General features: G+C 53.7%; 10 protein-coding genes. 4 read left to right on the forward strand and 6 right to left on the reverse strand.

Annotation, left to right across the window (positions count from 1 at the left end; genetic code table 11):
* Nucleotides 1-7: 7 nt before the first annotated feature.
* Nucleotides 8-199, reverse strand: a complete 192-nt coding sequence (locus tag MKX50_RS11915) for a hypothetical protein (protein WP_155611138.1) — start codon at nucleotides 197-199, stop codon at nucleotides 8-10.
* Nucleotides 196-1,350 carry a DUF4062 domain-containing protein gene (locus tag MKX50_RS11920; protein WP_213588466.1) on the reverse strand — a complete coding sequence of 385 codons (1,155 nt, stop codon included), beginning with the start codon at nucleotides 1,348-1,350 and terminating at the stop codon, nucleotides 196-198. The genes MKX50_RS11915 and MKX50_RS11920 overlap by 4 nt, the downstream gene beginning before the upstream one ends.
* Before the next feature lie 194 nt (nucleotides 1,351-1,544).
* On the opposite strand from MKX50_RS11920, the gene MKX50_RS11925 reads away from it, so the two are divergent.
* The gene (locus MKX50_RS11925; RefSeq protein ID WP_155611140.1) at nucleotides 1,545-2,141 is read left to right on the forward strand and encodes a nitroreductase family protein; all 597 of its coding nucleotides are present in this window, start codon (nucleotides 1,545-1,547) and stop codon (nucleotides 2,139-2,141) included.
* Nucleotides 2,142-2,204: 63 nt separating this feature from the next.
* Here the strand turns inward: MKX50_RS11925 and MKX50_RS11930 are convergent, their stop codons facing one another.
* From MKX50_RS11930 to MKX50_RS11945, 4 genes are all read right to left on the reverse strand, one after another.
* On the reverse strand, nucleotides 2,205-4,028 hold the full coding sequence (locus tag MKX50_RS11930) for an ABC transporter substrate-binding protein (RefSeq protein WP_339159769.1): 1,824 nt from the start codon (nucleotides 4,026-4,028) through the stop codon (nucleotides 2,205-2,207).
* A 395-nt stretch (nucleotides 4,029-4,423) separates the two neighbouring features.
* The gene (locus MKX50_RS11935; protein WP_339159771.1) at nucleotides 4,424-5,398 is read right to left on the reverse strand and encodes an electron transfer flavoprotein subunit alpha/FixB family protein; all 975 of its coding nucleotides are present in this window, start codon (nucleotides 5,396-5,398) and stop codon (nucleotides 4,424-4,426) included.
* A gap of 21 nt (nucleotides 5,399-5,419) precedes the next feature.
* On the reverse strand, nucleotides 5,420-6,187 hold the full coding sequence (locus MKX50_RS11940) for an electron transfer flavoprotein subunit beta/FixA family protein (protein ID WP_213588463.1): 768 nt from the start codon (nucleotides 6,185-6,187) through the stop codon (nucleotides 5,420-5,422).
* Between the two features lie 94 nt (nucleotides 6,188-6,281).
* Nucleotides 6,282-6,866 (reverse strand): TetR/AcrR family transcriptional regulator, encoded by a 585-nt coding sequence (locus tag MKX50_RS11945; protein WP_213588462.1) that lies wholly within the window; start codon nucleotides 6,864-6,866, stop codon nucleotides 6,282-6,284.
* Nucleotides 6,867-7,055: 189 nt separating this feature from the next.
* Between MKX50_RS11945 and MKX50_RS11950 the strand changes: the two genes are divergently transcribed.
* From MKX50_RS11950 to MKX50_RS11960, 3 genes are read left to right on the forward strand one after another with little or no spacing between them, the layout of a single operon-like run.
* A complete protein-coding gene (locus MKX50_RS11950) occupies nucleotides 7,056-9,260 on the forward strand; it encodes a (Fe-S)-binding protein (RefSeq protein ID WP_339159773.1) in 2,205 nt (734 codons plus the stop codon).
* A 57-nt stretch (nucleotides 9,261-9,317) separates the two neighbouring features.
* Nucleotides 9,318-11,711, forward strand: coding sequence for a 3-hydroxyacyl-CoA dehydrogenase/enoyl-CoA hydratase family protein (locus MKX50_RS11955; RefSeq protein WP_339159775.1), 2,394 nt, complete (start codon nucleotides 9,318-9,320; stop codon nucleotides 11,709-11,711).
* A gap of 49 nt (nucleotides 11,712-11,760) precedes the next feature.
* On the forward strand, nucleotides 11,761-12,963 hold the full coding sequence (locus MKX50_RS11960; protein ID WP_213588459.1) for an acetyl-CoA C-acyltransferase: 1,203 nt from the start codon (nucleotides 11,761-11,763) through the stop codon (nucleotides 12,961-12,963).
* Nucleotides 12,964-13,024 lie beyond the last annotated feature (61 nt).

A 13,024-nucleotide genomic window follows, 5' to 3' on the forward strand; every position in this document is an offset into this window, starting at 1 on the left:
GAACGGGTCAAACCCGTTTGGTTGCTTCGCTGAACCGGTCTTTGATCCGTTTGCTGTTGCGTTTCATTGCGGTGCGCTGCTCGCGCAATATTTGCGAGGAGCTCTTCTTGGAAGGAGCGAACAACAGCGCTTCCTTGGGCTGGGTGCCTATAGCTTCGGTAACTTTCCCGTTCTTCGAGACGAATACTCCGGTGCTCACGACTGCATCCCTCCTAGAATCAGCTTGATCAACTCGATCATCAAAGGATTTTTACTAATTATAGCATCGTTTGCGGCTTCTTTGTAGTGGATGAATTTCTTATAATCCCAATCCGGGTCGGCCGGAAAATGAAGGGTCAGTACTAAGTTACCCGTTCGCATGCAATAATAAAACATGTTCTTCGACGCTTTGAAAAATACCTGTTCCTCTTGGTCTCCCATATGATACGTAAGCACGTTATAGGAGCTATGATCGTCGAGCTTGTAGCAAGCTGCCCCTGCCGCGCTGCCTACCTTGGCAACTAACCGGAGACAATCATCCTCCTGCCGATATAAGGTAGCCGCGCAGCATTCTCCGTAAAACCCAACGGTCTCTGCAACATAGGAACCGTAGCTGTGCTCGATGCGGCCGCCGGCCATCCGTGACTTGATGACCTCCAGAAATTCCTCGCTTTGCTGCAGGCCCGTAATTTCGAGCTGCGGGATAAGCTGGTACAGCAAATCGACCGCTTCGTCGAATTGCTCAAGCCTGAAGCTAGTCTGCTCTATGGATTGTTCGAGGGGCAGGAGCAGCGAACCGCGGCGGAGCAAATCGCTGAAATAAGCCTTCCAGTCGATCGGTACGCCCAGTGACAAATCGTCGATGTATATTTTGCGGAGGGTCATGTCGTATAGAAAATACCATACATAAGGCTCAACGTTGGAAGGGATGGTATGATATGCGCTAAGGAAATCCATAATATGTAATGGGGAAGGGAAACGTTCCTCGTCATTAATGTATTGGTCGATGAACTGATCGATCAGCGGTTTGATTATGGTGAAAAAAACGGATTTGATCTCCGTATCCGCAAATACGAGAATAAGCTTGCCCTGCTCATGCGCCTTGATAAATTCCATATGCGTTACCGTGATTCCGGACGCAGCATTGTAAGTTCCCGATTTGCTCCCCAGGAACAGCAAATAAATATCGCATGCCTCAACCGCTTCAAGGCATTTCTTGATTGAATCGATATGGGCTGGCCAAGGCCCCAGATTTTCCTCCCACATCAAAGGATCATGACCGAGGGATACCAGCTCGCGGAAAGCAGCTCGGCGAAGCGGTTTCAGGCCATCTTCATTTACGGAGCTAATGAACACTTTAGTTCTCGCCACGCCAGAGGGTCACCCCCTTAAGTTGGATTTTATTCCCATTATAAACGAGTTGGTTGGGAATAGATAGCGTCGTTTTAGGATAAATGGGTTAAGTAATTGTTCCTATTGCATTTGTTTTTTTCATCATGTAATATATAAAACAGTGTTACTAAATAAAAGTAAGTAAATATTCAAAAGATAAGGAGAATTTCAGCATGAGTCAATTTTTGGACGAAATCAAAGTAAGACGCAGTGTGTACGCTATTAGCAAGGAAGAGGTTATTTCGGATCAACGTGTAGAAGAAATCGTTGCCGAGGCCGTACTACACACGCCGTCATCCTTCAACTCGCAAAGCGCGCGCGTAGTCGTTCTGTTCGGTGAGCAGCACGACAAGCTGTGGGATATTACGAAAGAAACGCTGAGAGCAATCGTACCGGCAGACAGCTTCGGACCGACCGAAGAGAAGATGGCTGCATTCCGCAGCGGGCGCGGCACGGTACTCTTCTTTGAGGATCAAGAAGTCATTCAAGGGCTTCAAGAGCAATTCGCGCTGTACAAAGACAATTTCCCCGTGTGGTCTGAACAATCTTCGGGCATGCTGCAATTCGTAATATGGACAGCCCTGGCTAACGAAGGCGTTGGCGCTTCGCTGCAGCACTATAATCCGCTGATCGACGAGAAGGTTCAGCAGGAATGGAACATTCCGGCTTCCTGGAAGCTGATCGCGCAAATGCCGTTTGGCAAACCAGTAGCCGAGCCGGGAGAGAAGCCATTCAATCCGATTGAAAGCCGTTTGAAAGTATTTAAGTAATCGCACTGTAAACATAAAAAGGGAAGGCATCCTGAAGATGCTTTCCCTTTTTCTTGCACTCCGTTATTCGTCGCAATCACATATTGGCGAGGTCAGCCAGATATCCTTGAAATCCATCCAGCCCAGGCGGTTAATGCCGATTCCGCGGATGGAGGGGTGGACATAGGTATTGATTTTGCGGTGAACGAGAAACAAAAATTGAGCCTCGTCCTGCAGCCGGAACTCGATTTGCTGAAAAAGAGCACTGCGCGCCTCGATCGAGGCCGTCGCCAAAATTTCCTTGGCAATCCCAAATATCCATCTGCGCAAATTGTGCTCCATGTGGTTATAAATAAAACTCTGGCTTTGAAGGTAAGTTTCCAACTGGCATACCTCGTCATCCGCGAAGGCAAGGCAGGTCAATATGCAGTCGGCTTCCGCGCCAATGCCTTCGTCACTACACTCGCTGACCGTAACATAATTTATACGGACATTTATACCGACTGAAGCGCATTGCTCCGCAAACCAGCTGGCATCCTCGCTTTGATGAAGGGTCGTAATCAGGTCAAGCGGGGTTCCGTCATAGCCGGATTCCTGAAGCAGCTGCAGGGCGGCGTCCCGGTCATACCGGAATGCGCTGCTGGCGAGGCGTTCCTCGCGGGGCAAGAAACCTCGGGCAGGAGCTCCTCGCTCCACATCTTGAATCAGCTGCCTTCGGTCGATAATCAGATTCACGGCCTGGCGGAACGACAAGGACTGCTGCGGGCCTGGTTTGTTGCGGTTCCAGCTTATCAGGCTGCAGTTCTTCCCCAAGCTTTCGATTTGGTTCCAATCCTTCTCCGGCTTGCTTGGAAACCGTGCCTCGTTGTCGATAAGCTTCTCCCATCTCAGCCTGGAAGAACCGGGGATCTCTTCGGGAAGGATGACGATGTTCACCGCATCCAGGTAGGCCCTTCCTAGGAAATACTCGGTGTTCACGGAAAGGTTGATGAGGTTCGAACTCCAATGGGTCAGCCGAAAAGCGCCCGTGCCGATAGGCATCCTCCAGAACTTCTCTTCATCCTCGCTGACCAAATCTGCGGGCAAAATCGCCGCGCATGCGGAGCAGAGCATACGCGGGAGCAGCCAATTGGGCTGCTTCAGAACGATTTTGACCGTAATCGGGTTCAGCGCCTCGACGCGGTCCATTGTAAAAAGCAGCCATTCGTTCATTGAGCGATTCCGAAGCCGATTAAAGGTAAATACGACGTCATGAGCAGTCAGCTCGCGTTTATGGTGGAAACGCACGCCTTTTCGGAGGTGAAAAACCCACTGTGTTCCATCATCATTGCTCTCCCAATGATGGGCGAGCATCGGTACGACCTTCGAATTTTCATCGGATTCGTATTGCACGAGCCGATCGAATATTTGTCGTGTGAGATGAGCGTCAAAGCTATGGAACAGATTGGCGGGATCAAGCGTCAGCGGGGCACGGTATACCGGCAAGCGGAACAAATCGATGCAGCCTGCTGAATTGGAATTTTCCTCTTCGCTGTAGCCAAACTGGCCATTGAGCCACTTCATGAACTGATCGAGAACCACCAGGTCCTCCTCATACTGATTCAGCACCTCAAACGCGGTCCGGTATTCGCCTTTGTCGGCCAGGCGCTGTGCATACTGAAGAAGAAACTCGTCTCGCGGGACGCGGAACTCGATCCGCGAGCGGTTGCCGCGTCCTCGTCCAGGGTGCCATACAATGAGCTCTTCCTCTTCGAGCTTGCGGACGATCAGCTTGACATTCCTCTCTGTGCAATGAAACAGCTTGGTCAATTCGTTTAAAGTGACTTCCTTGTCCATGACAGAGCCAGCCGGGATATCCCTCGCGATATATTCATTCAATAGTGCCAAATAACGTTCTTCTGTAAGCATAAAAATACCACCTCATTGCGGTATAAATTGGGCTTGATCCTCTAAAAGGGGAATTACTTGTTCAATAGTGTACTCTTTTTCTTCCTGATTTTGAAGCAGATAATGGAAATATATATAAAGGGTCCAAAAGTAAGGGGTGGGAGAGAATGTACACAGAGGAGTTATATCGTTTAGAAAGAGATCTGAAGTTGTTTCATCATCATCCACAGCAATACAGAGTGAATGAGGAAGGCAGAATCGTTGGATTGAAGAGGCGGCCAATGAAGAGGAGGGCAGCACTTCGCTTGCTGCGTTCTTTCGCCAGCTTGGTGAAATTCTAAGGCGACGACGGGGAAACCCGTCGTCGCCTCGTCTTTGTTTGATATAGAAATCGGTAAAAGATGAAGATGATAACCTCAAGCGAGCGCCTTGCGGAATTCTTCCGTTATAAGGGGAACTACCTCGAATAAGTCACCGACGATCCCGTAATCCGCTATTCTGAAGATCGGGGCTTCCGGGTCTTTATTGATGGCGATAATGATCCCGGAGTGGCTCATGCCCGCTAAATGCTGGATGGCACCGCTTATTCCGCACGCGATGTAAATTTGCGGCGTGACTACTTTGCCGGTTTGGCCGATTTGCAGCGCGTAATCGCAGTATCCGGCATCACATGCTCCGCGGGAAGCGCCGACTGCTCCGCCCAGCACCTCGGCAAGCTGTTCGAGCGGCTTAAAGCCTTCCGCGCTCTTCACGCCGCGGCCGCCGGAGACGACGATTTGCGCTTCGGCCAAATCGACGCGCCCCGACGCTTTGGTAATGACATCTTTAATTATAGTTCTAAGATTGACGGGAGCTGTGTATGCATGCTGAATAATTTCCCCAGGGGAGCCTGCTTCCGCGGCGGGAGGGATGTTGTTGGGCCGTACAGTGATAATATGCGGACCGTTGATGAATCGCTTCTGCTCGAAGGCTTTACCCGCATAAACAGGCCGTGTAAAAAGAAGCTCGGAGCCGTTTCTGTGTATGGCTGTCACATCGGAGATTTGCCCGGCCTGAAAATGGGCGGCCAGCATGGGGGCGAGATCCCGTCCCATCGCAGTATGGCCAAGGACAATGGCGCAGGGCTCCAAGGACTCCAGCACGGGAATGATGGCGGAGCAGTATGTTTCGGCTAAATAATGCTCCAAATCAGGATGATCCAAGACATGCACTTGCCCGGATACGTAACGGGACAGCTGGCTGGCTGGCTCGGACAAATTATGCCCAAGAAGCAAGGCGGAGATCCTATCGCCTTCTTCGGCGGTGAGCCGCGCCGCTTCGATCGCCTCCAGGCAGACCTGGCGGAGCTGCCCGCTGCGCACCTCCGCGATGACCACATAATGTTTGCTCATCGATATTCCTCCCTTGGGTTATTAAATCGCTTTGGCATCGGAACGCAGCAGGGATACCAGCTGTGCGGCCTGTTCCTTCAGCTCGCCCTGCAGAATTTGTCCGGCCTGTCTCTGTGGAGGCAGAGAGAGGGAGATTCGCTCCGTGCGGGGGGCGATTTCCGCATCCGACAAGCCTAGCTCACTTAGTCCAAGCTGGTGAAAAGGCTTCTTCTTCGCTTTCATAATTCCGGGCAGGGAAGGGTAGCGGGGCTCGTTCAATCCTTGCTGCGCCGTAAAAAGGGCAGGCAGGGCGACCTCGATCGTCTCGGCGTCGCCTTCCGCATCCCGGAGCACCTTCGCTTTGCCGTCAGCGATCTCCAGCTTTGTGACCGAGGAGACATGGGGGAGATTGAGCAGACGGGCCAAACGGACGGCGACTTGCCCCGACCCCTGATCCACGGAAAAATTGCCGCCGAGCACAACATCGGCGGATACTTTGTGCAAATACGCGGCGAGCACGACTGATAGGCTATATTCGTCTGAAGGAATTCGCTCATCCGAGATCAGCACCGCCTCATCTGCGCCCATGGCCAGGGCGGTTCGCAGCGCCTCGGCAGACCTTTGCGGGCCAACGGAAACAACCGTGACCTGGCCGCCGTGCAGCTCCTTCAGGCGAAGCGCCTCTTCTACCGCATACTCATCGTAAGGATTAATGATGAACTTGACGCCATCCTCGGAGATTTCCCCGTCTTGAATCACGATTTTCTCCTCGGTATCGAAGGTTTGTTTCAAAAGCACGAAAATGTTCATGCTGTTTCTCCTCCTTCACATTAGTGACCGCGTTATTGACATACGCACTTGTCAAATTTGTCGCCAGATATCCCAAAGCCGATGTCAGTCTACGCTAGGAACTCAAGGCCTTGAGGAAGAAATCGACCGTCTTGTCAACCTGGGCGGAGAGGGAATATTTCCTCCCGGAAATAAGCCACGAGGTCACGACCTCATCCATTGCCCCGAAGATCAGGTGGCGCGTAAGCTTGGGATCAAGCTCGGGACGGAATGAATTCTCATGAATCCCCTTCTGTACAATATGCTCGATCAGCTGAATATAGGGCTTCACGGATAAGCCAATCGCCTTGCGCAGCTCAATGGAGCTCTGCCGGAGCTCGATTTGGGTAACGTAGGCGAGATCGACGTTGTTCTCCAGTTCGGTGAAATGGATCTCGCATACTTTGCGCAGGGCCTGCTCCGCGGTATCGGTCTCCTGAATGCTGCTGTTGAATCTGTCGACCAGCTTGCCCAAGCGATCCTCAAACAAAGAGATAAGGATATCTTCCTTCTTCTTGAAATATAAATAAATCGTACCGTCCGCTACTCCGGCCTCCTTCGCGATTTTGGACACCTGAGACCCGTGAAACCCATTCTCGGCAATGACTTTCTGCGCCGCATCCAAAATCATTTCAAATTTTTCCTGTTTTCTACTTGTCATCAGGTCACCTCAATGCTAATATTTAAACCAACTGAATGAATGCTCATTCATTTTTGATATTATCTTAGGGGAAATGATGGGAAAAGTCAATGTTTGTTCGTTCATCGTCAAGAAGTCCAATCGGTTGTAAACGCTATCTAAAGCTTGTCGTCTTAGTTTAACCATTACGGAAGAAAGGACGGAAAGCATATGACGTGGCAGCTCATTAACTTGGTTTTATTTCTGACGGCAACGGGGCTCGGCCTATATTTGTTCGCGGTCGTTGTTCATCGCCGTTACAGCTACCTGCGGCTCGGAAAAAGCGTTGAGCTGCGGCAACGCGGCATGGGCAGGGCGGCTGAATATTTGTCCGAGGTATTCGGCCAAAAGAAGCTGCTGAAGGATCCGCGCAGCGGCCTGATGCATATCGTCATTTTTTACGGATTCATTATTTTGCAGTTCGGCGCCTTGGATCTGATTGTCAAAGGACTGGCCAAAGGCAGGCATTTGCCCCTTCCTGCCTACGAGTCCTTCGGCCTGCTGCAGGAGATTACGGTTCTGCTCATTTTGCTGGCTATGGGTTATGCCTTTTATCGCCGTTACGGCGAGAAGCTGTCCCGGCTGAAAAGAGGCTGGAAGCCCAGTATAGTCGTTATGTTCATCTATTCGCTCATGTTGACCGTTCTGTTCTCGCTCGCCTTCGAACGGCTTTGGCTCGGGCTGGAGCCATCCGGCTACGCCCCCATTTCCTCACTGATCGCAGCAGCGTTTGCCGGGATACCGCAATCCTCCGCAGCTATCTTCTTTTACCTGTTCTGGTGGCTGCATTTAATCATACTGCTATCCTTCTTAGTTTACGTACCCCAATCGAAGCATTTTCACATTATTACTGCACCGATTAACCTGTGGCTGCGCCGGAGCGAACCCGCCGGGCGCTTGAAGAAGCTGGATCTCGAAGATGAAGAGGCCGAGAGCTTCGGCGCCGGCAGGATCGAGGATTTCACGCAAAAGCAGATGCTCGACTTCTACGCCTGCGTGGAGTGCGGCCGCTGCACAAACGCCTGCCCGGCATCGAATACCGGCAAGCCATTGTCACCAATGCATCTGATCACGAAGCTGCGCGATCATTTACAGGAGAAAGGGACTGTGATTACCGGGAAATCCCCCCAAGTGCCAGCTTTCGCCAATTCCATGCACGGCGCTCATGCCCTTGAGTTTGCGCCCGCAGCTGAACCCCTTCAGCCCGTTTGGTGCGACGAGGCCGGTATAACCAATATCGCGCCTACGATGGATTGGCATAAAGCCACCTGGAGGCTTCAGGATCAATCATCTCCCGAGGATATAGCCCTGATCGGCGGAGTGATGACGGAGGAGGAAATTTGGTCCTGCACGACCTGCCGGAACTGTGAGGATCAGTGTCCTGTCGGCAATGAGCACGTTGATAAAATCATCGATTTGCGCCGACATCTCGTTCTCATGGAAGGCCGTCTCCCGCAGGAAGGACAACGCGCAATGATGAACATCGAACGCCAGGGGAATCCGTGGGGGCTTAGCCGTACCGACCGGGCGAACTGGACGGGAGAGGTGGAGGGAATTTCCGTCCCTACAGTCGGGGAGAATCCGAAGTTCGAATATTTGTTTTTCGTCGGGTCGATGGGCTCTTATGATCAGCGCAGCCGCAAAATATCGAAGGCCTTCGTCCGTCTCCTGCACGAAGCTGGTGTGAGCTTTGCAATTCTCGGCAATGAGGAGAGGAATTCCGGCGATACGCCGCGGCGGCTAGGCAATGAACTTCTGTATCAACAGCTGTGCCAGGAGAATATCGCTTCCTTTCGCAAGTACGGCGTACGCAAAATCGTGACCGCCTGTCCGCATACGTTCAATACGCTAAAGAACGAATATCCCGATTTCGGGCTGGAGGAGGTGGATGTACTTCATCATACACAGCTGCTGAGCCGGCTGGTGACGGAGGGAAGGCTGATTCCGAGACATGAAGTGAACGAGCGCATCACTTACCACGACTCCTGTTATCTTGGCCGATACAACAACGTATATGAGGAGCCTAGAGCCGTGCTCCGTGCCATTCCCGGCGTTCAGCTTGTTGAAATGGAACGCAGCCGGGAGAACGGCATGTGCTGTGGAGCCGGGGGCGGGCTCATGTGGATGGAGGAGAACAGCGGGAAACGGGTCAATGTGGCTAGAACCGAACAGGCGCTTAAGGTAAACCCGAGCTTGATCAGCAGTGCATGCCCTTACTGCCTTACGATGCTGGAGGATGGCACGAAACTGAAGGAGGCCGATGATACGGTCAAAACAAAGGATGTTGCGGAAATATTGGCGCTGTCCGTGTTTGGCAGTGATACGGCAGTTACGGGACAGACGGAAATGATGATTGTTCCGGAGGGAAGCATATAGCTGCCATTCGAGCAAAATCACCTAAAACAGCAAAATGTGTATGGGAGGGGAAGGAGTATGTTCAAACCGATTACAACTGCGGCCGTCATCGGCTCCGGAATTATGGGCTCGGGGATTGCAGCGCAATTGGCGAATGTGGGAATATCGTGCCTTCTGCTGGATATCGTTCCGACACAGCTCACCGAGACCGAAGCCGCAAAGGGGCTGACGCTGGAGGAACCGGCTGTACGAAGCCGGCTTGCCTCGTCGGCCATCAAGCAGCTGGCGAAGACCAAACCGGCGCCGCTCTATGATGAGCGCTTCGCCAAACGGATTACCCCCGGAAATTTGGAGGATGATCTTCACCGCATTTCTGGCGTGGATTGGGTGATCGAGGTCGTGGTCGAGAATCTGGAGGTGAAGCGGAAGCTGCTCAGCGATATCGAGCGGTATTGGCGGCCCGGTGTTGTCGTCAGCTCCAACACATCCGGGATCTCGATCAACGAGATGACGGAGGGGCGGTCGGAGGACTTCCGGCGTCATTTCCTCGGAACGCATTTCTTTAATCCGCCGAGGTATATGAAGCTGCTGGAAATTATTCCCGGAGACAACACAGATCCCGGCGTAGTGGCCAGGATGACCGAATTTGCGGAAAAGAAGCTCGGCAAGACGGTCGTCCAGGCCAAGGATACGCCGAATTTCATCGCTAATCGGATTGGAACATATGGGCTGCTCGTTACGCTGCGGGAAATGATTGCGAAGCGGCTGCCGGTGGAAGAGGTCGATGCCGTGACAGGTCCGGCAATGGGGCGGCCGAAGAGCGCGACATTTCGCACGCTCGATCTGGTCGGTCTGGATACGTTCGTGCATGTGGCGAACAATGTGTTCGAGCATGTAACGAATGAGCAGGAACGGGCGGTGTTTGCCATTCCCAATGTATTGAAAGAACTGGTCGCTCAAGGCAGGCTGGGGGAGAAATCGGGGCAAGGCTTCTATAAGAAGGTGAAGGGTTCCGAGGGCAGCCAGATCCTTGCGCTTGAGCTGGATTCGATGGAGTATAGGCCGGTTAGGAAAGCGGCTTCCGGGTCGCTGGAAGCGGCGAAGCTCGCGAAAGGCGCCCAGGCTAAGACAAAGGCGCTGCTGTCAGGCGGAGACCGTTATGCGGATTTTGCCTGGGACGTATTGAAGCAGGTGCTCCTGTATTCCGCGGAGAAGGTCGGCGAAATCGCGGACAGTATCCGCGAAATTGATGAAGCGATGAAATGGGGCTTCAATTGGGAGCTCGGTCCCTTTGAGACGTGGGATGCCATCGGCCTGCCCCGCTCTGTCGCACGGATGAAAGCCGAAGGCTTGAGCATTCCAGTCTGGGTGAAGGAATGGCTCGCGCAAGGAAATGAGACGTTCTACAAGAAGGAAGGCGGAGTCTTATTCCAGGCTTCGGGGCTGAAATATAAGCAGGTAAACATTCCGCCGGAGAGAATTTCCCTGCGAGAGCTTAAAGAGCAGAACAAGGTCGTTAAAGCGAACAGCGGAGCGAGCCTGATCGACCTGGGTGACGGCGTGGCCTGCCTCGAGTTCCATTCGCCGAACAATGCCATTGGAGGCGACATCCTAGCGATGATCTCGCAGAGCGTAGAGGAGGTGCGGCGCAATTTTGCGGGCCTGGTCATTGCCAACCAGGGACGTAATTTCTGTGTCGGCGCAAACCTGATGCTGCTGCTGATGGAGGCCCAGGATGAAGAGTGGGATGAGATCGACGACATCATCCGCCTGTTTCAGAGCACGATGTACAATTTGAAGCGATTCGAGAAGCCTGTCGTGGCAGCTCCGCACCGAATGACTCTAGGCGGCGGCGTGGAAGCGTGCATGCCCGCGGATCAGGTGATCGCCGCGGCGGAGACATACTATGGGCTGGTCGAGGCCGGCGTCGGACTGATTCCCGCCGGCGGAGGGTGCAAGGAGCTTGCGCTGCGGGCCAGCAGGCATGCGGGAGCAGACGGGGATTTGCAGCCTCTGCTCAACCGGGCCTTTGAGACGATTGGCATGGCCAAGGTGTCGAGCAGCGGACATGATGCCAAGACGCTCGGTTATCTCAAGGAGCACGATCGGGTGGTTGTCAACTCGGATTACTTGATTCATGAAGCGAAGCAGGCGGTGCTTCGGATGTCGGCCGCCGGGTATGAACCGCCGCTTGAGGAATTGATCCGCGTGGCCGGCTCGGAAGGCAAGGCAGTACTGCAAATGGGCGCGATCAGTATGAGGGAGAGCCGCTATATCAGCGACCACGATCTGCTCATCGCGAAGAAGCTGGCTCATGTGCTGGCCGGTGGAGATGTTCCGCCGGGCAGCTATGTGAGCGAGCAATATATGCTCGACTTGGAGCGCGAGGCTTTCCTCAGCCTCTGCGGCGAACCGAAGACCCGGCAGCGGATGCAGCATATGCTGGCTACCGGCAAGCCGCTGCGCAATTAAGTTTTGGGGTCTCATGACGGTATTCAAATGAACAGGGGAGGGAGCAAGGATGAGGGAAGCGGTAATAGTAGCGATGGCGAGAACTGCTGTCGGTAAAGCGAAGAAGGGCAGCCTGGCCCATGTCCGTGCGGACGATCTCGGCCGCACCGTGCTGGAGGCGGTGATGGAACGGGCTCCTGGCCTGGATAAAGGAGAGGTCGAGGATATTCTCATCGGCTGCGCCATGCCGGAGGGGGAGCAGGGACTTAATTTTGCCCGCATTATGGCGTTATATGCTGGATTTCCGGTAACTGTTCCGGCAATGACCGTCAATCGCTTCTGCTCCTCGGGGCTGCAGACGATCGCCCTGGCGGCGGAACGCATCATGCTGGGCCATGCTGACGTGATTATCGCAGGCGGCGTGGAGAGTATGAGCCATGTGCCCATGACCGGCTTCAAGGTGTCCCCGAATCCGCAGATCGTGGAGAAGCAGCCGGAAATTTATATGGCGATGGGCCATACCGCTGAGCGTGTTGCGGAGCGGTTCGGCGTTGCGAGGGAAGACCAGGACCGTTTTGCACTAAGCTCGCACCGTAAAGCGGCAAAGGCGATCGCAGCCGGGAAATTTCGAGACGAGATTGTTCCAGTGCTGGTGGAGGAGAAGACCGTGGATGAGAGCGGGCATATCCGCAGCCGGACATTCGTTTTTGACGAGGACGAAGGGGTGAGGCAGGATACGACGCTTGAGGCGCTGTCCAGGCTGAAGCCGGGCTTCAAGCTCGGCGGGACGGTAACGGCTGGCAACACGTCGCAAATGAGCGATGGAGCGGCAGCGGTCGTTGTGATGAGCAAGGAGAGCGCTGCAGCGAAGGGGTTGACGCCGCTGGCGACCTTCCGCTCCTTTGCGCTGAGCGGCGTGGAGCCGGAGATGATGGGCGTCGGTCCAGTCAAAGCCATTCCGAAGGCGCTGGGGCAGGCGGGCATTTCGCAGAACGACGTTGCGATCTATGAGATCAACGAGGCGTTCGCCTCGCAATGTCTGCACATTGTCCGCGAGCTAGGGATCGAGGAGGAGAAAGTCAACGTAAACGGGGGAGCGATCGCCCTTGGCCATCCGCTTGGCTGCACGGGGACGAAGCTGTCCATCAGCCTGATTTCCGAATTGCGGCGGCGGGGCGGCGGGTATGGTGTCGTCTCGATGTGCATCGGGGGCGGTATGGGCGCAGCCAGCGTCTTCGAAGTGCATGGCAGGGAGCAGGCGGTATCCGGATGAGTGTTCAGAGTTTTGTATTTGCCGTCAAGTAGAAATCGGAAAGAAAAAGGAGCTGATCAAG

Source organism: Paenibacillus sp. FSL W8-0186, assembly GCF_037969765.1.
Lineage (GTDB): Bacteria > Bacillota > Bacilli > Paenibacillales > Paenibacillaceae > Fontibacillus > Fontibacillus woosongensis.